Origin of the sequence: Streptomyces sp. NPDC052396, from assembly GCF_044593195.1 — a bacterium.
Lineage (GTDB): Bacteria > Actinomycetota > Actinomycetes > Streptomycetales > Streptomycetaceae > Streptomyces.
Window position 1 is genome coordinate 143,468 of the sequence record NZ_JBIUAW010000001.1, and the last position, 23,824, is coordinate 167,291.

The window sequence follows — 23,824 nt, forward strand, 5'->3', positions numbered from 1 at the left end:
AGGTGCAACTCCAGCAGCTCCGCTATTTCACGGCCATCGCCGAAGTCCGCCACTTCACCCGGGCCGCCGAGGCGCTGCATGTCGCCCAGCCCTCGCTGTCCCAGCAGATCCGCTCGCTGGAACGGGAGTTGGGGGCCGCCCTGTTCCACCGGGCGCGCGGCAACATCACCCTCACCGACGCCGGGGAGGCGCTGCTGCCGCTGGCCCGCCGCATCCTGGCCGATGCGGAGACCGCCCACCGGGAGGTGCAGGAGGTGGCCCAGCTGCGGCGCGGCCGGGTACGGCTGGGCGCCCCGCCCAGCCTCTGCGCCAGCCTGGTGCCCGATGTGCTGCGCGCCTACCACGCCCGTTTCCCCGGCATCGAGCTGCTGATCGACGAGGGCGGCTCCCAGGACCTGGTACGCACCCTGGCCTCGGGCGGCCTGGACCTGGCGCTGATCATCACCCCGCTGGGGGTGGGCGCCCCGGCGTTGACCACCACCGAACTGCTCCATGAGGAGCTGGTGGTGGTCACCTCGCCGTCCGTCCCGCCACCGTCCCGGCGGAAGCGGATCGGGGTCGAGGAACTGCGCGGGCAGCCCATGGTGATGTTCCGGCGCGGCTATGACCTGCGGGAAATGACCATCGGCGCCTGCCGGACGGCCGGCTTCGAGCCCTCCTTCACCGTGGAGGGCGGGGAGATGGACGCCGTACTGGGCTTTGTCCGGGCCGGGTTGGGCCTGGCCGTGGTGCCCGGCATGGTGGCGGCCCGGTCGGGGCTGCGGGTCACCCCGTTCGAGGGCGAGCGGATGCGGCGCACCGTGGCGGTGGCCCACCGCACGGACGCCCCACCGCCGCGCGCGGCACGGGAGTTGCGGGCGGTGCTGATGGAACAGGTACTGCGGTAGCCATCGTCCGATGGGGACGCTGCCTACCGCAGGGCCTGGCCCAGGGCCGCGCCCGCGTACGCCGCACCCAGCCCGCACACCACACTGGCCAGGACATTGGCGGCGGCGTAGCCACGGGCGCCGTCCTGGGCCAGCCGCAGGGTCTCATAGGAGAAGGTCGAATAGGTGGTCAGACCACCGCACAGGCCGGTGCCCAGCAGCAGCCGCAGCTTCTCCGGGGCCATGGCGGTGATCACGCCCAGGATCAGGCAGCCCACGACATTGACGACAAAGGTGCCCCAGGGGAAGACCGAGTCATGCCGGGACTGCACGGCCCGGTCGGTGAGGTAACGCAGTGGGGCGCCGGCCATGGCGCCGGCGATGACCAGGAGCCAGTTCACGCGGGGGCCGACCCCCGGTAGTGCAGGACCTCGACCTGTTCCAGGGTCACCAGGCAACTGTCACCGGCCAGTTGGCCGATTTCCGGCAGGAAGGCCCGTACCCGCTCCTCGGTGTCCACGATCACCACGGCCACCGGCAGGTCCTCGCTGAGCGACAGCAGCCGGGTGGTGTGGATCAGCGAGGAGACGCCAAAGCCCTCGATGCCGCGGAAGACGCTGGCCCCGGCCAGCCCGGCGGCATGGGCGCGGTGCACCAGCTCGGAGTAGAGCGGCCTGCCATGGGCGTGGTCCGACTCGCCGAGCAGCACCGTCAGCCGGAGCGCCTGGCCCCGCAGCTCTCTCATCCCTGCCTCCCCGGTCCGGGTGCCAGCAGCCGGCGGGTGGCGGTGGCCGCCAGCCAGACCGCCGCCAGCGAGGCGGCCAGGGTACCGGCCAGGTAGCCGAGCGCCGCGGCCGGGTGGCCGCCGGCCAGCCGCTGCTGGATGTCCACCGCATAGGTGGAGAAGGTGGTGAACCCGCCGAGCACCCCGGTGCCCAGGAAGGGCCGGGCCAGCGGATGGGGGGTGCCACGCTCGGCGATGGTCACCAGCAGCACGCCGATCAGCGCGCAGCCCACGGCATTGATCCCCAGGGTGGTCCAGGGGAAGGCATGGCCGGGGGTGGGCCACCACAGCCCGGCCGCATAGCGGGCGGCCGCGCCCAGGCCGCCGCCGACCGAGACCGCGCACACCACCGGTCCCTGGCCCCGCGCTCTTGCCACCGCTCCCGGATCCGCCCTGTTCACCGGGTCACGCTAACTCATGGCCCCGGCGGCCGCCCCGTCACGGCCGCCAGATAGGCAGCCGCCCGCTCGGGCTCCAGCAGCCACTCCCGGTAGTCGGCCGGGTCGGCGAAGCCATTGACATAGCGGTGGGCGATCTCGGGATGTCCGGCGGCCGCCCGGAGCGTCTGCCGCATATGCTCCGGGGCGCCGTCCAGCAGCAGATTGGTGAAGGCGGTGGAGTGCCGGGCGCGCTCCTCCCACCAGCCGGCGAAGGTCTGCTGCTGCCAGGCCCGGTCGAAGGGGCGCTCGCCACGGTCCAGGATGCGGCGCAGGGTGTGGTCGGCGCAGTGCGCGGCCGTGTTGCAGCCCTGCCCGGCCAGCGGGTCATTGAGCACCACCGCGTCGGCCAGGCCCAGGACATGGGAGCCGGGGGCGACCTCGGCGACCGGATGGCGCACCACCGGGGTGACGGCCCCCACCAGCGAGGCCCCGGCGTCGGTGGGTTCCGCGCCGGCGCACCGCTCGTACTCCCAGGGTGCGTGGTGGCGCATCAGCTCCAGTGAGCGTGCCAACACGGCCTCCGGTGTGGCCAGTTGGTGCCAGCGGTCCAGGGGCCCGCCGGGCACGGCCTCCCACAGCAGCATGTCGCAGGGCCCGGAGAGGGTCAGGCCGGGGATGAGGAACAGCTCGCCCGCCCCCGGGGTGGCGATCAGCCGGAGATGGCCGGGCAGCCGGGGCTGCGGGGCCACCCCGTGCAGATAGACCACGGCCAGGGTGCGGCGCGGACCGTCATAGGGGCTGTGCCGCTTGTCCCGGCCGAAGAGTTCGCCCAGCGGGCCGCGCCCGGTGGCCACCAAGGTCAGGTCCTGGGCGGCGGCCAGCGCGGGCAGCTCCCCGGCGGTGAGCGAGCGGTACTCCACCCGGCCGCCGCGCTCCTCGAACAGCTCCAGCCAGCGGGCGGTCTTCAGCCGCAGGTCCACGGACTGCGCGGGTGCCCGAAGGGTCCCGGTGACGGTCAGGGCGCGGGTGCCCGGCGGGTCGGCGGTGACCAGCTCGGCGCCGGTGATCCGGGGCGCGACGGCATCCCAGAGTCCGAGCCCCAGCGCCCGCTCCAGGGCCAGCGCCGGTTCGAACATCTGCTGGGTGGACTGCACCCGCCCGGCCCGGATCTCCGCCGGCCGCCGCGCGGACACCACCAGCACCTCATAGTCGTCCGGGGCCAGGGTCCGCAGCCCCAGCGCCAGTTGCAGCCCGGCCTGTCCCGCCCCGACGATCGCGATCCTGCGCATCACTGCCTCCCCTGGGCCCGTCCCTCCTCTTTTTTGTAAGGGGCGCGGTGGCGCGCTGTACAGACGGCCCGGGACGCCGGGGCGAACCGGTATGTTTCCGGACGCATCCCTTCTGGTGACAGACCGTCACCCGTCCGCTTCACCGACGAAACCTTTGTGTCTGGCAGGCGTTTATCCGGGCTGCGACCGGTCACCGGCCGTGAGCTCGTTCCGTCAGACCGAACAAAGGTGTCACCACATGTCACGATTCGCCAAGGCAGCTGTACTGACCGCCTCCGTGGGCGTCGCTCTTGCCGGCGTTACCGGCACCGCCGTAGCCGACGCGGACGCGAGGGGCGTGGCCGCTCACTCGCCGGGTGTTCTCTCGGGTGATGTCATTCAGATCCCGATCCATGTGCCGATCAACCTCTGCGGCAACTCCATCGACATCATCGCCCTGCTGAACGCGGCGAGCGGTAACACCTGCATCAACGCCTGACGCGCGGAACACCCTCCGCGAACCGGACGGCCGCCACAAGCGGAACGTCCGCCGGTGTGGCGCCCCCGACCTGGTCGGCGGGCGCCACACCCGTGTCCGTCACCGGACCCGCTTCACCGGACCCGGAGCTCCTCGGCCGGCTCCCGGCCCGCCTCGCCGGCGGGCGCGGGCAAAGCGATGGCGGTGACCACCAGTCCCTGGTCGGCCAGCCAGCGGCCGGTGAACCCGTCCAGCCGCTCACCGCCCACCACCGGCCCCGGCACCAGCAGCCGGGCCTGGAACGTCCCGGCCCCCGGATCGATGCTCAACTCAGCCTCGCTGAAGTCCAGTTCCCGCTGGGTGAGCGGATACCAGGTCTTGAAGACGCTCTCCTTGGCGCTGAACAGCAGCCGGTCCCAGTGCACCTCCGGCCGCTCGGCGGCCAGCCGCGCCAGCAGGGCGCGCTCGCTCTCCAGCGAGACCATGCGCAGCACCCCGTCCGGCAGCGGGCCGTTGGGCTCGGCGTCTATGCCCAGCGAGGCCGCGTCCGCCGCACCGGCCACCACGGCCGCCCGGTAGCCGTCGCAGTGGGTCATGCTGCCGACCACCCCGTCCGGCCAGCGCGGCGCACCGCGCCGGCTGGACAGCAGCGGTGCCGGGGCGTGGCCCAGCCGTCCGAGCGCCGCCCGGGCGCAGACCCGTACGGTGGCGAACTCCCGCTGCCGGCGCGGCACGGCGCGCGCCACCGCGGCGGCCTCCTCCGGGAACAGCACGCTTGTCACATCCTGTGCCGCGTCCTCGAACGCCTCCTCGGCGACCGCCCAGGACGGCACCAGCCGCTCGATCACCGGATGAACCCCTCCCGGTCGTCCGCCGGCACCGGCAGGATCTGCCGGGGCAGCCGCCGCGGTCCGCGTGGCCGCCACTCGCGCGGATAGCCGACCGAGACCTCCTCGAACCGCACGCCGTCGTGCCGGGTCACCCGGGGGATGTGCAGATGCCCGTACACCGCGGCGGCGGCCCGGAACCGTACATGCCAGTCGGCGGTCAGCTCGGTGCCGCACCACTGGGCGAAGTCGGGATAGCGCAGGATCCGGGTGGGTTCGCGCACCAGCGGCCAGTGGTTGACCAGCACCGTGCGCAGGGCGGGGTCGACGGCCGCCAGCCGCTGCTCGCTGTAGGCGACCCGGGCCCGGCACCAGTCCTCCCGGCCCGGGTAGGGGTCCGGGTGCAGGAAGTACTCATCACTGCACACCACCCCGGCCTCCCGGGCCCGCAGCAGCGACTCCTCCTTGCTGTGGGCCTCCGGCACCCGGAACGAGTAGTCGTAGAGCACAAACAGCGGCGCCACCGCCACCGGCCCGCCCGGCCCGTCCCACACCGGGTACGGGTCCTCGGGGGTGTCGATGCCCAGGCTCCGGCACAGCTCCACCAGGTGCAGATAGCGCTTCTCGCCGCGCAGGTCGCAGGGGTCCTTGGGGACGGTCCACAGCTCATGGTTGCCCGGCGCCCAGATCACCCGGGCAAACCGCCGCGCCAGCAGCCCCAGCGCCCACTCGATGTCCGCGTACCGCTCGCCGACATCGCCCGCGACGATCAGCCAGTCCTGGTCGGTGTCCGGTCGCAGGGACTCCACGACAGCCCGGTTCTCCTGGTAGGCGACATGCAGATCACTGATGGCCAGCAGATTCCCGGTGGGCACGGTGACGTCCTTCGCTGTTCTTCTCGGCTTCTCACGACGGAACTCAACCCGCTGCCTGCCGAGTTGACCCCCGGGCCCGCCTCTCGCGCCCGGATTGAGGCTATACGGGCAGGGGGGAGAGAGGGAAGGGCGAGCCGCCGTGATCAAGGGGTGCCGGCCGGCAAAAGGGCCCGTGGGCAGCCGAGTTCGGGAGGGCGATGCCAAGCGTGGGACGCGTTGCCGTGCGATGCGAAATGGCCGGTTCACCACTGTCGCCGGCGGAAGACCGATGGCGCCCCCGGCAGGACTCGAACCTGCGGCCAAGCGCTTAGAAGAGGCCCACTCTGCCGTGGCTCTTGCCTCTCTGACCTGCACCTTTCGGCAGACATGACGCGGCGTCAGACGTTTTGTGGGACGTATAGGGGACGATCTTGGTTGATCGAGTCGTCGGTCATGCCTGCCATGTGGCCATCCGTGTCGCCCTGAGGGCGGGGGACGAACAGCGCATCGGCGGCGGTCAGCGGCAGCGGCATCGAGACTCCGTGTGGCATCACACGGCCATGGGCTCGGCCGCCGAGATGAGAGCTTGCCGTGTTCAGGGCAAGGTGCCCCAGCGCTGCGGTGGTGGGGCCTGGCGCCGGTGGGATCGTGCAGGTGAGGGGGAGAGCGTCGTCGGTGCTCCGGTACGTGCTGCGACCCGGCATCGAGGGCGATGCTTGATGGAGGTGCGGACTGATGGAGACTACCTATGACGTCCGGGTGTGGCAGATCGAACCCGGCTCGGGGTGCCAGCGTGTGTCGTACGGGGTGCGCTGGTCGGTTGCAGGGGAGCGTCACCGCAAGACGTTCCAGACACTCGCACTCGCGGACGGGTTCCGCGCGGAACTGGTGACCGCGACGCACCGCGGTGATCCGTTCAACGTATCCACCGGCTTGCCGGTGGGGCACGAGCCCAGGGCATCGTCGGTCGGCTGGTACGACTTCGCCCTTCAATTCGTCGATGCCCAGTGGCCGTATGTCTCGGCGAACCACCGCAAGAACACCGCCCGGACACTCATGATCACTACGACTGCTTTGCTGAGCCGGGTCCCGCCCGGCGTCAGCTCCCGCAGACTCCGCACGGCGCTCTCGGAATGGGCCTTCAACACCGACCGCCGTGCCAGCGCGCCGGACGACGTCGCGGCAGCCCTTGGCTGGGTGCAGCGGCACACCCCGACCATGAAAGCCTGGAACGACCCCGCTGTCATCGATAACGTGATGCTCGTCCTCGGCACGCTGCTGGACGGTTCGGCAGCGGCCGCCTCCTCGGTGAAGCGCCATCGCCGAGTGCTGAACCTGGTCATGGGATACGCCATTGACCACGGCGTCCTGTTGGTCAATCCCCTTCCCAAGGAGAGGGGCTGCGTGCCGCGGACGGCCAGCGCCATTGACCGCCGCTGTCTGCTCAATCCGCGACAAGCGGCCGGGCTGCTCGCCTGGATACGGAGCCGGCCGCGCAGCGGCTGCCGACTCCACGCATTCTTCGCCGCGCTCTATTACACGGGAACGCGGCCAGAGGAGGCCATCGCCCTGACAGTTGCGGATGCCACACTGCCTGAGGTGGGGGCCTCGGATCAGTGGGGTGAACTGACCGTCCATGCTGCGGAGCCCGAGGTCGGACGGCACTGGACCGGCACCGGTACTGCCCACGAGCGTCGACCGCTCAAGGCCCGGGCCGTAGGCGAGACACGAGTCGTACCCTGCCACCCCGCCCTCACCCGCACCCTGCGTCAACACATACGCGCTGAACGTCTGAGGCCCAACGACCGCCTGTTTCAGGGTGAGAGAGGTGACGTCCTTGCAGGATCTGTCTACCGACGCGCCTGGGACCGCGCCCGACACGCGACATTGCCACCCCACGTGTACGCGTCCCCGACCGGAAAGCGCATTTACGACCTGCGGCACACGTGCCTGACGACGTGGCTGAATAACGGCATTCCACCGGCCCAGGTCGCGGAGTGGGCCGGTACCAGCGTGGCGATGCTCTTTGCCGCATATGCGCACTGCATCAGCGGCCAGGTCAAGGAGTTGGAGCGGCGCATCGAGGCTGCGCAGGACATCTCGTCCCTGTACGCGGCGACGTAGGTCGCCGGTGACGTCACGGCCAGGACACGTGCGATGTCCGGAACTCTGCCGACGCCGACTCGAGTGCGGAGAATCGGACGCGTTCCTGTTCCAGTCGAACTGGGTACCCGAACTCGTCGTTCGCCAGAGCCTGTACGCCACTGGACACACCCACCAACTCCTGAGACCTCACATCACACCAGCCTGTTCATTTCGCGAGCACGCGTTCGGAGGCGGGGAGAGGGGCACCGCTCCCGGCGGTAAGGATCGATGTACGGCTCCAGGGACTGGCGGATCTCTTCCCGGACGGGGTTCATGAGAGGGCCGGGGGCGTAGTAGCGGGCGCGAGCATTGCCGTGGGGGACGAGCCAGCCACGGGTTACGAGCTCCCGAATGTCGCGGATTGCCTGCTGATCGCTGAGGTCGGCGTCATGCTGGTAGACAGTGCGGCGGACCTTGGCGTCAGAGAAGGCGGGTAGCAGCGCGTAGACGACCCGCTCGTCCAAACCGGTCTCCTCCACGGCCTCGACAAGGCGGACCCAGGCACGGGACATGAGATCGAAGCGCCGCTGGGCTTGCTGAGCTTGGCGGTGGTGGGCGGTGAGGCAGAAGCGGATCCAGGGGTAGGTGTCGCGTTTCGGACTCCAGCGTGGGCCGCCGACCTCTTCCAGGACTTGGTAGTACGCGTAGGTGTTCTGGCCCCGGCCCAGCCATTCCTCGATGGAGGAGAACTCGGGCGGCATCAGGGCCTCACGGGAGAAGACCAGCGTAGAGAGGGCCCGGGACATGCGCCCGTTCCCGTCCTTCCATGGGTGGATCTTGACGAGGTTGAGGTGGGCCATGGAGGCCCGGACGTGGACCGGGACGTCAAGGTCGCCTTCGTTGAGCCAGTCGATGAACTCACGCATCAGCCCAGGGACGTCTTCGTGGTCCGGAGCGGTGTAGGCGGGAACAACCGGATCGTCGGGGCTGGTGACGTAGACCGGGCCGTCGCGCCATCGGCCGGGACGCTTGTCGAGATGGTGGCCCTGCAGCATGAAGTGCAGGCCATTGAGGAGCCCGGCGTCGTACCGGAAGTCCTCGTCGGCGTCGGCCAGGGCCTGAATGTAGGTCACACCCCGCTGGTAGCCCTCGAGTTCGGCCCGTGTCTTCTCACCGGTCTCCAGTGGCTCCTCACCGGTGATGAGGGCTTCCACGTCGTCCACCGTCGCGGCGTATCCCTCGATGGTGTTCGAGCCGGCGATCGCCCTCGCGGTGAGGTTGCGCCGCAGCTGCCGGGTCCAGTGCGGAGTAGCTCGCAGCATGTGCCGCAGGCCATGGCGCATCGCCTGAATCTCATCGAGGACTCGCAGGTCATCAGCGTCTAGGGAGGGTGTCACGTATAGCACCCTGTAATGACACAATGATTGTGTCATTAAGTCAAGCGTGATCTGCGGTGGGATTGGGAGATGCTCTACCGATCGTGACGCGGGCTCTCAGGCCCGTGGTGGGATGGGTTCGGATTGGTCGATCCACCGCTTGGCCCGGATGAGCCGGTTGACAAAAAGGAGACAGCCCAACAAGACGCCGGTCAGCGGCCGAGCCACAACCACCGGAACCTGCCTGGCAATATCAACGTCAGTGGTGGCCGCTACGTTTGTCTCAGACCACACGATTCGATGACATCAAACATGCAAGCGCCGAGGGGAGGGGCGAGTGCAGCCAGCCGTGGCCTTACAGTACGAGTTTGCCGTGCCAGGAGACGAAAGGCGCCATCGGCACCCGCGCCGGCTGCCCCAGCCCGCTGCGGGCAGCGATCCGCTAACTGCCCTTCCCGGAGATCGCCACCACCTGACCGGACGTCCGAGGGCCATGAACGCATTCCACCTCTGGTACGAGCAGCTCACCAGCCTCGATCGGGACATCGTCCTGCAGCACTTCTGTGCCGACGCCCCGCTCCCACTTGAGGAGCTCGCCCGGCGGCACGCCCTCGATTGGGAGCACGTCCGCTTCCGCCGCAACGTCGTCGCGCTCAGCCTCGACGGTGTCCTTGCCCGGGACCGGGCCGTTGGTGAGGCCATAGCTCAGGCGGAACGTGACCTGCAGACGCCCTGCGAGACCAGTGCGCTCCTGCGGCGCCACCCGTTGCTCGCTGACCGCCTTGGGGAACGCCTTACCGTCCTCCAGCTGCTCACGGGTTTGCGCTGGCAAGGTGCCGCCGATGACCCCACCGGCCAGTGGTCCTATGACGGTGACCTTGGCGAATGCGCAATTGCCACCGCCCGCGCTCTCGATCTAGCCCCCGGCGAATCCATCAGCCTGCCCGCCGCCTGCCGCCTCCTCGACCAGCGCGCCGTCCCCATCCCAGAGGCCCCGGACACTCTCCGCAGCTGGCTCACTCACTGTGGCTTCACCTGCGACGACCGCCAGGTCTCGGCTCCTCTGCCCGCCTCCGGCGAGGGAGCCCCCGCCGCCCCGGCTGACCTCGCCCAGCACCTCCAGCGTCTGGCTAACCTCCTTCAAATAAACGAAAATCTCCGACTTCCGATGACCCTCGGTGAGGTCCTCCAGAAGGCTAACGAGTTTCATGACGACCTCGGAGCGACCGCCCGCTCCATCCGCGACAGCCTCCTGGGAGCGACAGGAGGCTGGATGCCCCCTGCGCCAGGACTCTCCAGCCAGTTGGAACCGACAGAGTGTCATGCTGAGCCGGGACCGGAGCTGGTCACGGGACGTAGCAGGAGCTTCGAGGAGGCTGAGGAAGCCGAGGTCGTGGAGGACAATGCCGAACTCCTAGCCGACGACAGCGAGTCGGCCCTACTCGATGCAGCCGGCCTAGTTGAACGGGGCGAAGTACCGACTGCGGAGGACGTCGGCGCGTTCCCATCCATTGTTGACCGCATCGTCGCGGTCCTCGACGCCGAGCCCAAGGGCCTAACCACCTCGCGCATCAAGGGTGCCCTCGGCCCCTCCGTCTCCCAAACTCAGGTAGCCAAGGTCCTCTTCGCCAACGACTGCTTCGCCATCACCCTGGCCGGCACTTGGTACCTACTGCGTGAGCCCGCTGAGAGCCCGGCAGAGGCACCCGCGCCCGCCGCCGAGCTGGATTTGATCGCCGAGGCACCCGCCGCCGCGACTGTCCAGGAGGAGCTGGAAGCCCTGGGATCCGCCCACGCTTTCCAACTCGCGGTACAGCCCACCGATCCTGTCGAAGGGGCCCGCATAGTCGACGCCCCGTCAGCCGAGCCGACGGCAGCTGCTCCCGTCCCCATCTTGCTCGACGCCAGCGCCGCTACCCAGGACGATGACATAGACGAAACTGAGGACTTCTTCCTCGCCTCACCTGGCAGTCCTTCCAGCACCCGGGAGGCGCAGCGCGCAGCCTGGCTGAAACAGCTGATCGACGAGGCTCATGGCATCCTCGCCCGCAGCGCCGCACCGCTGAGTTCGCGCGAGATCCTTGCAACCCTAGGTCGGGAGGGTCAACTGCGGACGTTGCGTCAGGGGCTGGTGAGCGACCGACGCTTCGTCTCGGCGGGCTGGGACACCTGGACCATTGATGTACGCGGGACGGGTACGAGCAGGCGTGCCTGCGGTGATGCCAACCTGTACGGCGGAACCCGCCGCGACGACGACCGCCTCGACGCGGTTGAGGCCGTACTCCGCAAAGCTGACCACTCTCTGACCCTCGATGAGTTGAAAACCCGAGCTGGTGTCTCGATTGGTGCCAGCTACCTAAAGCAGCAGATCGACGCCGACCCGCGCTTTAGCCGCAGTCAGAAGGACCAGTGGGCACTAACCGAGTGGGGCCTGCCGATGTACAAGCCGATCAAGGAACTGGTGTCTGACATGGTCGATGAGCACGGTGGTGCAGTCGACGCGGACGAGGTGGTGCGCGTGCTCTGCCGCGACTTCGGGGTCAAGGAGTCGAGCCTGCGCCAGACCATGTCCTCCCCGCCCTTCACCGCTCGCGGTGGCGTAGTCCGCCGCCTTACGGACGGCCTTGCCACGGAGCCATCCGTCACGCCCACCCACGCTTCCCAGCCCCGGTCCAACGACAGCGCGCCTGACGTGGACGACCTTATGAACAAGATGGGGCTGATCTGATGACCGGTATCCGTCCCCTGCGCGCTTGCGGCGTGGCGTCCGACTACCGCAGCGACCGAAGCAGCATGGTCAAGGATTTCTACCTCCCGGCCTTGGCCTCGTCCACCAGCTATGACCGGGCCGTCGGCTACTTCACCGCGTCCGTGCTCGCCGTGCTCGGGGAGGGCATCGACATGTTCGCCGCGCGTGGTGGCACGATGCGAGTCGTCGCGTCCCCCTATCTCGATCAGGAGGACATCAACGACATCGAAGCCGGCTACGAGGTGCGCGCGGTGATGAAACGTGCTGCCCTGCGAGATCTAGAGCAGGCGACGGAGGATCTTCGAGGTGCGCGCGGACTGGGCAAGCTCGGGCGGCTGGTTGCCGAGGGCCAGATCGACTTCAAGCTGGCCTACGTCGAGGAGCGCGGCCGCGTTGGGATGTATCACGAGAAGATGGGCGTCTTTCGCGACGGGCGCGATGTCGTTGCCTTCAAGGGGAGTGCGAACGAGACTCGCTCGGGGCTCGTGGGCAATTTCGAGGCGATCGAGGTCTTCCGTAGCTGGGATCCGCGTGACGCCGATCGCGCCGCTCGCATCAGCGAGAACTTCGATGACCTGTGGAACGACCGCACGCCCACGCTACGCGTCGTCCCGTTCACCGAGGCTGCGAAGAGAGTCGTCCAACGCAGCGCACAAGCGACGGCTGGCCGGGACGATCTGGATGAGTTGCTGCCGGTCGGCGCCCCCATTGCTACCACCGTCCAGGCACCGACCGGCGTGCTCGGCATCCCGCACAGTCTGGCCGTACGTGATTACCAGAAGGAGGCCGTGCAGAACTGGTTCCGCAACCAGGGCCGCGGAATCTTGCGCATGGCCACCGGCACCGGAAAGACCTTGACTGCACTGTCGGCCGCAGCCCAGCTCAGCTCTTTTCTTCGCGAAAAGGAAGACGCCTCTCTGCTCACGGTCGTCGTAGCGCCGTACCAGCACCTCGTCGACCAGTGGGCGAAAGACATCGAGCGGTTTGGCGTCACACCTATCCGTGCGTACGAATCCATCAGCAGTTGGTCTCTGCGGGCCCACGATCTGCTTCATGCACTCGCCCTCGGTGCCGCGAGTGGGGGCGTCATGGTGACAACCAACGCCACCTTCGGTGGCGAGACCTTCCAGAACCTCCTTGACTCCTATGCTGGTCAGCTACTGCTCATCGCCGACGAGGTGCACAATCTCGGCGCCCGCTACCTACGCACCCAGCTGCCGGAGAAGGCCCAGTACCGGCTTGGCCTGTCCGCCACTCCGGAGCGCTGGTTCGACGAGGAGGGCACGGACGCCCTCAAGTGCTACTTCGACGAGATCGTCTTCGAGATGGGCATTGGCGAGGCTATCCGCCGCGATGCCCTGTGCCGTTACACATACACGCCCGTCCTCGTCGAGCTGGACGACGAGGAGGCAGAGCTGTACGCCCAGGTCAGTGCCAAGATCGCGCGATTGATCGCGGCGGGCACGGACTTGAAGGAGTCCGCCGACAAGGACAGCCCGCTTGGAAAACTGCTGAAGAAGCGCGCAGATATCATCGGCCATGCCCGCGGCAAGCTGGAAGCCCTGTACGTGGAGATCGAGAAGAGGCACAAGGGCAGGCACCAGCTGATCTACTGCGCGGAGGGTAAGCATCCGCTCCTGCATGAGCAGGGCATCGACGGGCCGCGCCAGCTCGACCAGGTGATGCGCATGGTCGGCAACGATCTCCGCATGGCCGTTGCCCGCTATACCTCCGAGACAAAGCGGCTCGTGCGCCAGGACATTCTGTGGCGCTTCGAACGCGACGAATTGCAGGCCATCGTCTCTATGCGTTGCTTGGACGAAGGCGTCGACGTCCCCGCCTCACATACCGCTTACCTGCTGGCGAGCTCTTCCAATCCCCGCCAATTCATCCAGCGTCGCGGCCGCGTGCTGCGTAAGGCGCCTGGCAAGGACCGCGCCGACATCGTCGACTTCGTCGTCGTCCCACCCTCAGGCGACGACGCGATCCAGCTCGAGACGGAGCGCAACCTGCTGCGCCGCGAGCTTGCGCGCGTCGAGGAGTTCGCCCACCTCGCTGACAACGAAGCGACCACTCTTGATGTGCTGCGTCCGGTCCGAGAGCGGTACGGCCTCTTCGATACCTGAGTCCCCAGACCACCGAGAACTTCAGACCCCTCATGCCCCATCCACCCGCCTCCGAAATCAACACAGGAGTAACCGTGAGTGACGAAGCCGCCGGCCAGCCCCCGGTCCGGACGGTGCGCGACGTGCTAAGCGAGCTGTCGCCCGAAGCCTTCGAACTCGTTCAGAAAGTCATCGATCTGGAGAACGAGAATATTCACATCCGGAACTCGACGAAGGTCGTCCCCGGTATCGTGGAGGCTGCTAGGGGGCTCATCAAGTGAAGCTGCTCAAACTTACTCTGAAGAACTTCCGCGCCTTTTACGGTGAACAGGCCCTCGATCTCTCCGTCGACGACGACAGGCCCGCCGTGCTCATCTTCGGGGAGAATGGCGCAGGGAAGACCACTTTGCTCAACGCCTTCGCCTGGGCGCTGTACGGTACTTTCTCGGATGACGTCGAGCAGCAGCAGCGGGTCATCCACGACAAGAAGTGGACCGATACGCCATTCGGCGAGGCGGTCTCCTCCTCGGTACGCCTCGATTTCGAGCATGAGGGCATCCGGTTTTCTGTCACCCGAGATGTCACCGTTACCAAGCAGTCGGACGACCAACAGCTGGTTGCTCCCACACTCACCGTCACCGAGATCGGCCCAGACGGGGAGGCCCGGACCGTCGCCAACGGCCAGGATCGGATTGAGAAGATCCTGCCACAAGGTCTACGCCGGTTCTTTTTCTTCAACGGTGAGCGTATGGAGAAGATGTTTTCTGGCGATGGGAACAACGAGGAGGTCAAGAAGGCTATCAAGACCCTCCTCAATCTGGAGGCCATCGAGTGCGCCATCGAGGACCTACCAAAGGCGGCCCGTAAGCTTGCTCGCGAGATTGACTCCAAGGGTGACAGCCGTCTTAAGCAGCTCACCGACCGCACGGAGGAGTTGGAAACGCGGCAACGAGCCGAAGAAAAAGAGATGCTTCGCCTGTCCGCCGAGATTAGTGCCTTCCAGCAGGAGATCGTTTCTATCGGCCGTGCGCTGCGCCAGAACGAGCAGGCAGAGCCACTGCAGAAGGAGCGCGAGCGCCTGACCCGCCGCATCGGTCAGGAGCGAGAGAAGCTCGCGGGCTTTAAGAGCCGCAAGCGCGATCTGCTGTCTAAGCACGGCTTCCTGGCCTTCACCGGCGGTCTCGATGACAAAGTCATCGAACTCGCAGATAGGATGCGGGAACGCCGCCAGCTCCCGGCTGGGATTCAGCGCAGCTTCATTGAGGAGCTACTCGAAGACCATCTGTGTATGTGCGGCCGCCCAGTCAAGGAGGGCACCCCTGAGTACGAGGAGCTCAGTCAACGCCGATATAACGCCGGCCTTGCTGACGTCGAATCTCGATGGCTCTTTGTCAATGGTCAGATGCGAAACATGCGAGACAAGCGGCAGGAGCTCCTTGACCAGCTCACCACCAACGCCAGCGATATCCAGCAGTCGGATACGGCGATTAGCCAGCTAGAGGCTGAGCGCACTGAGGTCGACCGCCAGCTGGAAGGTGTGAACATCCAGGACGTAAAGCGCCTGGTCGATCGCCGCAAACAGCTTGGTGAGAAGGAGACCGAGGCTCGCGTTGCGCACCGCGAGGCCGAGAACCGGGTTGTCGCGATCAAGCAGGAGTTGGAGGGCGTTGCCCGCCATTACAAATCTGCAGAGGCTAAGAATGAAGATTCTCGCAAGATCCAAAGACAGGTCAACCTGGTCAACGAGGTTTGTGACGCTCTCACCGAGATTCTCGTGATCAAGACGGAGGAGGTCCGTAATCAGCTCGATAGAAAGGTCAAGGAGGTCTTCTCTCGGATCTTCATTAAGACCTATGTGCCCGAGCTGAGCGACTCCTTCGAGCTGGAGCTGCGCTCGCCGAATGGGGTTGCGATCCGCTCCACTGGCGAGAACCAGATCCTCGGCCTCAGTTTCGTCGGAGCTGTCTCCGAGGTCGCTAAGAACTTCAACGACCGCAAGAACCGCACGGACGAGAGCGCACTGAGGGGCGGTGGTGGCATCTACCCGATCGTCATGGACGCTCCCTTTGGCAGCCTTGACCTCACCTATCAGGATGAGATCTCGAAGGCATTGCCTGCCTTGACCTCGCAGATCATCACACTGCTTTCGCAGTCGCAGGCGCGCGGCAAGGTCATGGAGAACTTGCAGCAGGCAGCCAGCCGCATGTATGTGCTGCGCACCTATACGTCGAAACCGTCGGCGGAGGAGAAGACGATCGAGATCAACAACCGCGCCGTACCGTACGTCTCCCGTGGTGACTTCGAGCACACCGTCCTGGAGAAGGTGATCGTCTGATGGCTGCTGCAGACCGCTTCCGGCGCCCCCACACTCACGACGCACTGCTCGCCGAGCTCACCGACAAGAAGACCGGGCCGTTCGGCACCATGGTCGAGGCGATGATGTTCGCCGCGATGCTGGGGCGCCGCAAGGGTCGCCGAGAGCCCTTTGAGCAGCACGGCGAACCTATCCGCCTAGCTCTCATGGAGGGCCGTCTCTATGGTGACGTCCTCCTCGATATGCTCGCGGCGGTCGAGCAGGAGGACGATCCGAAGATCCTCGCCGATGATCGGCTCCCCGAACGCATCCTCATCTTCGAGGAGTACGCCAACGGTGGCCTCGGCTATCTGAAGGTCGAAATCAATCGCCAGCCCACTCAGAACCTCGACACCGTCGTAGCCAAACTTGTCCTCGAAGCCCTCAAGGCTTCGCCGGCGGAAAAGAAGGACGACATTGGAGAATTGATGTCGAGCGCTGCGCTGGATTGGTAGTGGTGGCGGACCAGGGGCGGTGCTCGGATAAGGGTCCGAGCACCCCTCTGGATCTTTACGCTGCTACTCCGAGTGATGACTGCCCTTCTCAGGGTACGACCTTTCGGTAGGAGGACGTGAGCCCTTACTCTTGGGTCGCGAACGGGTAGCGTTGTCAGGCGGAAGACTGTACGCGGATAGCCCTCCCTGGCTCGTGCGCTAGCTCCGGAACAGGCCCATCCTCGTTATCTCACATCTACAGTGCGGCTCGGAGCAGGTAGCTATGTCACCGCGGCCAGGTGTGCACTGCCAGTGCTGCCAGGCGCTCTTGCCGTGCCTGGATCGCCTCCGGAGTCCAGGTGGGGCTTTCGCCGACCTCGCGGGTCAAAGCGAGCTGCGAATGCTGGAAGATCTCGGCCTTGTCCTTGAACGGTCTATTGCCGAGGCGGGAGTTGGAACCAGCGGGCAGCAGCACCATGTTGCCGAGGCGGTAGACCCAGCTGTCGGCGTCCTCACGGTTGCCGCTCTCGCTGATGAATTCTGACCAGTCCTCAGCTGCCGCGTTCTGCGGGTATACGTGCTCCAGATTGACTTCGCTGGGGTTGTCGTTGGGGACGAACTCCGGCTGACCGTCCTTCTTGTAGCTTTTTTCCAGAGCGCTCAGGTAGTAGCGAGCAATCTTGCTGGCGTCGCCTCGCCCCAGGGTGGCGAGGGTGAACTGCGCCTTAAAGTCGCTGTCGGAGGGAATGAGGTCGTTCAAGCGCTCGCGAATCTGGGAGACGTTCGTGATTTTGCCTCGGCGGATGTCTACGGCGACCTGTGAGTAGAGGTCCTCGTAGCGGCCCCGGTTCATGGCTCCCATGATCATGCCGCGCACAGACCAGTTGACCATGGCCTTGAGTAGCTTTTCGATCTGCGCGGGCGGTAGGTGCTCAACGGCCGCGAGTAGAAGGATCCTGTTGGGGGCGAGGTTGAACAGGGCAAGGGTGTCGAGCGCCGGGCGGCGGCCCGAACACTTCTCGGCCCAGATCTCGTGACTGGGGTCGGACACCGCGGCGTAGATACGCGCGGCCGTCAGGAGCTCCTCTGAGAAGGCCAGCGCATCCTGACTTTGCGCCACCCGCTTCCGCATCTGCGCGTACAGGTCCCGTTCGGTGACCTTGCCAACCTGCGAGCTCCAGTAGTGCCGCAGGAACTTGGTGAACTTATCGTTGGCTGCTGTCAGCGACAGGGCGCCGATCGCTTTGTGCCAGTTGTTGCGCACGGAGTCGAGGTGCAGCTTGGCTGCGCCGAAGAGGTGGTTCTTCAGCAGGTCGGCGGTAGTCAGGTCGGCGCCACGGTTATTGAGGGTCTCGAAGATGACGTAGGCATCGGCCTCGGAGGGGGTCTCGACCACGGCGAGCTGCGCGCGCTGCTGGACATACTTGACCCACTTCAGGAGCTCGTGCGTGGCCTCCGCACCGTACCGCGCCGTAAGCTCTGCGAGCTGCTCGCGAAAGAAACCGTACGCTTTGACGACCTCAGAGTCCGAGCGCTTGGCCGGATAAGCGGGCAGCGTGCTGCGGGTCACGATGCCATGGAAGGGCGGGTTGTCGTCCTCATTGAGCTTGAGGTGCGGCTCGGTCCCTTCGGCATCCCAAGCCTGACTGGCCAGGAACTCATCGCCGATGAGGTGAGCGCGGGAGTGGCCCAGGCGATGTAGCTCGTCGCGGATGGCAGCGATCAGAAGAGAGGACGTGACGAGCCGCTGCTGGCCGTCGATGATCTTCTTGCGGCTCTCCGGGCCGTCCTGGGTGAGGACAATCGTGCCGAAGAAATACTCTTCGTCTACCCCCGTGCGGATCGCGCGGCTCAGGTCTGTCCAGTAGTCCCGGACCTCTCGGTCCACGTTCCAGCAGTACGCGCGCTGGAACTGAGGGACGACCAGCCGGTCGTTGCGCAGGATCTCGCCGATGCCGACGAGGTTGAGCTGGAGGGTGGTACTGCCGTGCCCCGATGCCATACGCTGCAGTCTAGCCGCAGGAATGAGTGTTCGGGTGACTTAATGCTGATGCCATACAGGGGCGTGCCAACCCGAACTCCCGGAAGTGATTGCTTAGTTCAGGAAGCTACTGACCCGATCAACCCTTCAATCGTAGTCAGTTCCTTCTGACCGCCCAAGTAGCCGATGCCGCGGTGCAGATGGACCGTGAGGATCTTCGCGGCGTTCTCATCCGTCGGGACCTCGCCGTCCTCGATGCAGCGCTGCTTGAGGAGGGCGAGGTAGATGTCGCCGTGGGCGCCGGCGAAGGTCTTCCAGCTCATCTCGACGTTGGAGTCGGTGACGATGTCTCGGACGAGCGGGGTGGACGGGTCCTTCAAGGAGAGGATGAGGGCCCAGCGGCACAGGACGTTCCACTGCGTGATGCCGGTGGTGCGCTTGAGGCGGATGAGGCGATCCTTGGCCGGTTGGGAGAGGCGGACGTTCTCAAGCGACATGGCTGGCTCCTCGGTTCCACCAGTAGCCCTCGACGACCTTGGTGGTGAGCTCGGTGTCGTCGTGGGTGAGGGTGTAGGTCTGGGCGATGGACTTGTTGAGGCGGCCCAGAAGGTGCTCGTCGATCTCCTCGTCAGTGGAGAGGAGCAGGACCTGATCGCTGGCGTAGGGGAAGTAGCGGTCGACGAGGTGCTCGCGGTGGCGGCTGTCGAGGCGGCCGAGTGGGGTGTCGATGACACTGGGCAGCCGGTTGCCGGCAACCTTCATCAGACCCCACAGCAGGGAGACGGCGAGTAGCTGGCGCTCACCGGCGCTGAGCCGTCCCGGGCTGATTTCTTCGCCCGCGGCATCGGAGAGAGTGAGCGTGAACTTGTTCGTATCGATGCGGACGTCCTTCACCAGTCCCTGCTTGCGCATGAGGGTTTGGAAGCTCTGCAACATCGCGACTTCGAGGCGGCTGATGTGCCGCGCTAGCAGCGCGTCGGAGAAGCGGGCGAGGGTCTCGCGAGCCTTCTCGGAGAAGCGGATGATGCGCTCGACTTCCTCTGCTTTGACCTTGGTGCGGATGTAGTCGTTGTGGGCGCGCTCCAGGTCGGCAGCGACGTTGGCCCGGTCCCGCTTGGCCGCTTCAAGGCGCTCGGCAGCCCGTTCGACAGCGTTGGCCGCGGCGGCGACGGCATGCATTCGTTCGGCACGCTCTTCCTGCAGCGCGTACACCTTATCTTTCTCGGGGACGCCGGCCAGCTGGCGGTCCAGCTGGGCGAGTTCTTCGCTCACGGCTTCGGCGTCGGCGAGAAGCTTGCGGGAGCGGTCACGCTCGACGTTCATGGACCGGGTGAGTGCCTCCAGCTGTGATGGCATGTTGGCGGGCAGCTGAAAGTCGACGTCGAGTTCAGCGGCGGCGGCTCGATCGGCCCGGTCAGCCTCCATGGCCTTGAGCGCTTCCTCGCGGGCCTGTTCGGGCAGCTGCTCCAGCAGCCAGACGTCGCGCTCGGCGAGGACGTCGAGGACTTCGCGGGACTGGGCGGCCACGCGCTCACGGCGAGCCTGCTTGATGACGGCGTTGAGCTGGTCAGCGGCCATTAGCAGCGGCAGGGAACCGCTGGCGCTCGCGATGAGCGTGGCGCGCGTTTCCGCTAGCCGGGCTGCGGCGGCCTTGCGGGCGCTCTCCAGATCGACGCGTTGTTCGAAGAGGGCACCGCCTTCCTTCTTGTACACCTGCTCGACGGTTTTGAGAGTGCGCTTGGCGGTGTCGTGTTCAACACGCAGCTGGGCGAGCTTCTGGAGGGCCTCATCGACCTCCTGCTGAGCGCGCTCACGCTTCTGCTCCTGTTCCCGGATCCCGTCCAGCAAGTGCTGCTCCTCGTCGGAGAGCTTCTGCCGACGCTGCAGAGCTTGGAGGTCGGTGCGGAGCTGTTCGACGGTGCTGACGCCGAGGAGGGAGCGGACCGCGGATTCGATGACGGAGGCGGCCCGGTCGGGGTCGGCCAACGACTCGATCTTCTCGCCGTCGAAGAAGGAGAGGGAGGCGACCTCCAGGGGCAGCAGGTCCTCGACGTGGTCGGCCCAGCCTTCGCTGAGTAGCCGGTTGAACTTGAGCACGGGTTGCTTGCGCGAGCTCTTGGCGTGCTCGCCGTACTGCTCGTCGACGAGGACGTTCAGGAATTCCTTGACTGACTTGCCATAGACGCGCCAGCTCCGAACGACCGAGTAATACTGCTCGCGGCCCTCGACCGTGACCGTGAAGTCGAGCGTGACAGCGGCGCCGCGGGTGGGGTCGGCTTGGCGGTTGATGGACTCACGCAGGTAAGTCTCGTACGACTTGCCGCCGCGGCCGGAGCAGCGGGCGCGCGGGCCGTACAGGGCGAGCTGGATGGCATCGAGCAGGGTGGTCTTGCCGCAGCCGTTGAGGCCGCCGACGAGGATGATCGGCTTGTTCTTCTTCGGCGTGAGGTCGAGGGACTGCTCACCCCGGTAGGCCCCGAACTCGGAGAGGGTGATCTTACGCAGGAGCATCGAGTTCGTTGTCCTCGTCGAAGGTCAGGGTCTGGACGGCTTCGTTACGCCACTTTTTCTTGCGCTGGGCGAATGCGACGGCGTCCCCGTCGTCCTCGTAGTAGCCCTTCTCCACGGCCTTCTGCAGCGCTTCGAAAAGGCCGGCGCGGCGGGTCATGGTGCGGTACTGACGCTCGACAGAGAGCAACTCGCGGACCATACCGTAGTGCAGCGGGTCGTCGCCGCAGATCTCCTTGAGGATCTCCATGGCATCGGCACCCATGATCAGCTGCTCGTCCAGTGGGCCGCCAGGGAATTCCTCGAGGGTCGCTTCCCGATAGATGCGCGGGAGCGTGTCCTCAATCTCATGCTTGTCGAAGACCCAGATGCGGCGGATCTCGCGTAGCTCGTCGAGAGTGATCAGCTCGATGTTGCGAACGTGCTCGGGAGCGTTGGCACGAATCCAGGTCTGCGCTTCCAGCAGCTCCCGCAGCCACCGCTCGCGATAGTCCTGCTTATACGGACCGTGGATGGCGTCGTCATTGAAGAGCATGACCTTGCCGTTCATGCGGCGAAAGTCGCGGGCTGGCTTGTCTGGGCGGGGGAAGGGCGCTTTGCGGCCCGGGGGCAGGTCCGGGTCGCCGTCAGTGTAGTAGCCGAAGGGCGCGTCCAGCTTGTCGCGGAGAGTAAGGAGTGGAAGCATCCACTCCTTCTCCTCGTCGTTTTGGATCATCGCGGACATCGACTTGTCCTGCTCGACCAGGGTGCAGGTCCAACAGCCGAAGCGGGAGGAGCCGCAGGACGGGGTGGTGGAGTCGACAACAAGCGGGCACTCACCGTCAGCGGAGGCACCCTGGTACATGGTGAGAAGGTCCTCGTTGTTGTAGCCCCAGGGGTTTGGGCGCTGCATGAGAAACTCCCACACATCGTCGTCAGTCCAGTCCTCGACAGGGCTGTAGATGAGCGAGTTGGGCAGGTTGGCGTTGGGGGAGAGACGGTCGCGCACCCGGCGCTTCTCGTGCTTCTCCATGGCACGGGCGCGCGCTTGGCTCTCGGCCTTGCGGATCCCCAGCACCATGATTGCCTCGCCGTGGGCGGCGACGACGTTGCGGATGAACGAGTTCGACGGCTTGATCTTGAGACGCTCGGTGCACCAACGGAACTTGGGGCGCGGCGCCGGATAGCCGCGGCCGATTAGGTTGACCCAGAAGGTGTCCTTGAGTTCTGGCGTGAGTCGGTGCGGCTTGATGGGCAGGCCCTGCTCATCGGCGGCCTTTGCCATGGTCTCCAGTGAGGTGGTGACCCAGGCAGCGACGACGGGGTTCTCGACCAGAGTGTCGGTCGAGATCACGTGGACCTGCTTGGTGAGCTGGTCGGCTGGCAGCTCTTTCAAGGCGGTCCAGACGAGCTGGAGGACGGCGGTGGAGTCCTTGCCGCCGCTGTAGCCGATCACCCACGGGACCTGGTCAGCGGAGTAGAGCTCGCGGATCTCGTCGGTGAGCTCGGCGGTCACCTCATCCAGGGAGCGGCCGTTGAATGCGCGTCGGCGCTGGCTTGGCAAACCGAGCGGGATGGGGATGGTGGAGCTCATTCCTCGCCTCGCAGGTAGGCGTCTTCCACTCGCCGCTCTTCGGGGCTCAGGCCCAGACCGAGGTGGTGACGCAGGTAGTTGACGGTCAGAGTGACATTCTGGTGGCTCTTGGAGACGCGGCCGCCGACGATGGCTCGGCCCTCCCAGTCGCTGTTGGCGCGCGACCAGTCCACCTTCTCCAGCGGCGCGAGCTGCTTCTTCCAGCGACTCGCGACCGTCGACTCGCGTAGCAGCGAGTTCCCGATGCGGCCGAGGGCGTGCAGGGCAATGCCATGGCTGTGGATGTAGTCACGGCGCATCTCGGCAGCGGAGAGCTGCCGCTCGCGCACCATGCCCCATTCCGGCAGCACCTTGTCAATCGTTTCCCAGTACGTCTGGGCGAGATCGGTGGCCTCGTCGGGCTTGAGTTGCAGGCCCTGCAATAGCGCCTGCGTGCCGTAGTAGAGGGCGCTGAGGGTGAACATCTTTCGGGAACGTGCGGAGAGGTTGCTTTTCTCCATCTCTACGTAGCCCTTGAAGATGGTCGAGTGACCGGCGATGGTGCGGGCGACCTGGGCCTCGGCGTCACGGTGGTCGTAAAGAACGCCGATGGAGCGGGCCGGGCGCACGGCATGCCGGTTGAGGTCGGCGAATATCTGCTGGGAACGAGCGAGCCCCGCGTCGTGGAAGAAGACGACGGCGATGGTTTCCTCACCGAGATCGGGATTCTCGCGCAGCGCGAGCTCGATGGCGGCACGCCGGTGCTGCCCATCGTTGATCAGGAACCGGGCGCCCATGGGGATGCGGAGCTGACCGGTGCGGAAGCCCACGCCATCGGTATCGAGGGCGTCGAACTTCATGTCGCCGTCGACGGAGCCGGTCAGCGCACTGAAGACGTAGTCATCCGGGTTGTCCAGGATGTACTTGGCTAGGGCGGGCAGTCGCCCCTTGTTCAGTACGCGCTGGGCGCGCAACTCGGGGGTGAGATCTTCGTCATCGAAGAGGAAGATCTTCGGGATCAGGCGCAACGGGCACATCGTGACGTAATACTCGCGCCCTGCCTGGATGCCTCGGATCGCAGGGAACGAATACTCGAACCCGGCCCAAGCGCGAGGCGTCACCACGCGTGGCGTAGACGCCGCTGCTTCAGTCTCCACCCGCAAACCGTAGCGTACGTCACTAGGGAAACGTACGCACCCCCTAGGTTTTACGTAAGTGACGCAA

The 23,824-nt window shown here is 66.2% G+C and carries 21 protein-coding genes; 8 read left to right on the top strand and 13 right to left on the bottom strand.

All coding sequences use genetic code 11. The annotated features are described in order from the left end of the window. Positions 1-2: 2 nt before the first annotated feature. Positions 3-887 (top strand): LysR family transcriptional regulator, encoded by an 885-nt coding sequence (locus ACIHFE_RS00725; protein ID WP_400103120.1) that lies wholly within the window; start codon positions 3-5, stop codon positions 885-887. A gap of 23 nt (positions 888-910) precedes the next feature. Here ACIHFE_RS00725 and crcB read toward each other — a convergent pair whose 3' ends face one another. The 4 genes from crcB to ACIHFE_RS00745 are packed head-to-tail and all read right to left on the bottom strand — an operon-like array spanning position 911 to position 3,319. Then, the gene (gene crcB / locus ACIHFE_RS00730; RefSeq protein ID WP_400103122.1) at positions 911-1,267 is read right to left on the bottom strand and encodes a fluoride efflux transporter CrcB; all 357 of its coding nucleotides are present in this window, start codon (positions 1,265-1,267) and stop codon (positions 911-913) included. Further along, a complete protein-coding gene (locus ACIHFE_RS00735; protein WP_400103124.1) occupies positions 1,264-1,611 on the bottom strand; it encodes a DUF190 domain-containing protein in 348 nt (115 codons plus the stop codon). Before ACIHFE_RS00735 ends, crcB begins: the two co-directional genes overlap by 4 nt. Next, positions 1,608-2,051, bottom strand: a complete 444-nt coding sequence (locus tag ACIHFE_RS00740; protein WP_400103126.1) for a fluoride efflux transporter FluC — start codon at positions 2,049-2,051, stop codon at positions 1,608-1,610. Before ACIHFE_RS00740 ends, ACIHFE_RS00735 begins: the two co-directional genes overlap by 4 nt. 14 nt (positions 2,052-2,065) lie before the next feature. Then, positions 2,066-3,319, bottom strand: a complete 1,254-nt coding sequence (locus tag ACIHFE_RS00745) for a styrene monooxygenase/indole monooxygenase family protein (protein ID WP_400103128.1) — start codon at positions 3,317-3,319, stop codon at positions 2,066-2,068. Positions 3,320-3,557: 238 nt separating this feature from the next. On the opposite strand from ACIHFE_RS00745, the gene ACIHFE_RS00750 reads away from it, so the two are divergent. Then, positions 3,558-3,797 (top strand): chaplin, encoded by a 240-nt coding sequence (locus ACIHFE_RS00750; protein ID WP_400103130.1) that lies wholly within the window; start codon positions 3,558-3,560, stop codon positions 3,795-3,797. 113 nt (positions 3,798-3,910) lie between these two features. Here the strand turns inward: ACIHFE_RS00750 and ACIHFE_RS00755 are convergent, their stop codons facing one another. The 3 genes from ACIHFE_RS00755 to ACIHFE_RS00765 form a co-directional block, all read right to left on the bottom strand. Beyond that, positions 3,911-4,624, bottom strand: a complete 714-nt coding sequence (locus ACIHFE_RS00755) for a 4'-phosphopantetheinyl transferase (RefSeq protein ID WP_400103132.1) — start codon at positions 4,622-4,624, stop codon at positions 3,911-3,913. Beyond that, positions 4,621-5,478 (bottom strand): metallophosphoesterase family protein, encoded by an 858-nt coding sequence (locus ACIHFE_RS00760; protein WP_400103134.1) that lies wholly within the window; start codon positions 5,476-5,478, stop codon positions 4,621-4,623. Before ACIHFE_RS00760 ends, ACIHFE_RS00755 begins: the two co-directional genes overlap by 4 nt. A gap of 377 nt (positions 5,479-5,855) precedes the next feature. Then, positions 5,856-5,990 carry a hypothetical protein gene (locus tag ACIHFE_RS00765; RefSeq protein ID WP_400103136.1) on the bottom strand — a complete coding sequence of 45 codons (135 nt, stop codon included), beginning with the start codon at positions 5,988-5,990 and terminating at the stop codon, positions 5,856-5,858. Positions 5,991-6,192: 202 nt separating this feature from the next. On the opposite strand from ACIHFE_RS00765, the gene ACIHFE_RS00770 reads away from it, so the two are divergent. Further along, a complete protein-coding gene (locus ACIHFE_RS00770) occupies positions 6,193-7,581 on the top strand; it encodes a tyrosine-type recombinase/integrase (RefSeq protein WP_400103138.1) in 1,389 nt (462 codons plus the stop codon). Between the two features lie 173 nt (positions 7,582-7,754). Here ACIHFE_RS00770 and ACIHFE_RS00775 read toward each other — a convergent pair whose 3' ends face one another. Then, a complete protein-coding gene (locus tag ACIHFE_RS00775; protein ID WP_400103140.1) occupies positions 7,755-8,939 on the bottom strand; it encodes a Fic family protein in 1,185 nt (394 codons plus the stop codon). 472 nt (positions 8,940-9,411) lie between these two features. On the opposite strand from ACIHFE_RS00775, the gene ACIHFE_RS00780 reads away from it, so the two are divergent. The 5 genes from ACIHFE_RS00780 to ACIHFE_RS00800 all read left to right on the top strand — a co-directional run bounded on the left by ACIHFE_RS00780 (position 9,412) and on the right by ACIHFE_RS00800 (position 16,580). Beyond that, positions 9,412-11,646, top strand: a complete 2,235-nt coding sequence (locus ACIHFE_RS00780; protein WP_400103142.1) for a hypothetical protein — start codon at positions 9,412-9,414, stop codon at positions 11,644-11,646. Next, positions 11,646-13,793, top strand: coding sequence for a DEAD/DEAH box helicase family protein (locus ACIHFE_RS00785; RefSeq protein ID WP_400103144.1), 2,148 nt, complete (start codon positions 11,646-11,648; stop codon positions 13,791-13,793). The genes ACIHFE_RS00780 and ACIHFE_RS00785 overlap by 1 nt, the downstream gene beginning before the upstream one ends. A gap of 74 nt (positions 13,794-13,867) precedes the next feature. Beyond that, positions 13,868-14,053 (top strand): hypothetical protein, encoded by a 186-nt coding sequence (locus ACIHFE_RS00790; protein ID WP_400103146.1) that lies wholly within the window; start codon positions 13,868-13,870, stop codon positions 14,051-14,053. Continuing rightward, entirely contained in the window at positions 14,050-16,107 is a 2,058-nt protein-coding gene (locus tag ACIHFE_RS00795; RefSeq protein WP_400103148.1) for an AAA family ATPase, read from the top strand. Before ACIHFE_RS00790 ends, ACIHFE_RS00795 begins: the two co-directional genes overlap by 4 nt. Then, entirely contained in the window at positions 16,107-16,580 is a 474-nt protein-coding gene (locus tag ACIHFE_RS00800; RefSeq protein WP_400103150.1) for a DNA phosphorothioation-associated protein 4, read from the top strand. Before ACIHFE_RS00795 ends, ACIHFE_RS00800 begins: the two co-directional genes overlap by 1 nt. 265 nt (positions 16,581-16,845) lie before the next feature. On the opposite strand, the gene ACIHFE_RS00805 is transcribed toward ACIHFE_RS00800, so the two are convergent. The 5 genes from ACIHFE_RS00805 to dndB all read right to left on the bottom strand — a co-directional run bounded on the left by ACIHFE_RS00805 (position 16,846) and on the right by dndB (position 23,757). After that, complete coding sequence (locus ACIHFE_RS00805; protein WP_400103152.1) at positions 16,846-18,561, bottom strand: DUF262 domain-containing protein; 1,716 nt, start codon at positions 18,559-18,561, stop codon at positions 16,846-16,848. A gap of 98 nt (positions 18,562-18,659) precedes the next feature. Continuing rightward, positions 18,660-19,037, bottom strand: coding sequence for a DNA sulfur modification protein DndE (dndE, locus tag ACIHFE_RS00810; protein ID WP_400103154.1), 378 nt, complete (start codon positions 19,035-19,037; stop codon positions 18,660-18,662). Continuing rightward, complete coding sequence (dndD, locus tag ACIHFE_RS00815; protein ID WP_400103156.1) at positions 19,027-21,051, bottom strand: DNA sulfur modification protein DndD; 2,025 nt, start codon at positions 21,049-21,051, stop codon at positions 19,027-19,029. The genes dndE and dndD overlap by 11 nt, the downstream gene beginning before the upstream one ends. Then, on the bottom strand, positions 21,038-22,621 hold the full coding sequence (gene dndC / locus ACIHFE_RS00820) for a DNA phosphorothioation system sulfurtransferase DndC (RefSeq protein ID WP_400103158.1): 1,584 nt from the start codon (positions 22,619-22,621) through the stop codon (positions 21,038-21,040). The genes dndD and dndC overlap by 14 nt, the downstream gene beginning before the upstream one ends. Next, positions 22,618-23,757 (bottom strand): DNA sulfur modification protein DndB, encoded by a 1,140-nt coding sequence (gene dndB, locus ACIHFE_RS00825; protein WP_400103160.1) that lies wholly within the window; start codon positions 23,755-23,757, stop codon positions 22,618-22,620. Before dndB ends, dndC begins: the two co-directional genes overlap by 4 nt. Between the last annotated feature and the right edge of the window lie 67 nt (positions 23,758-23,824).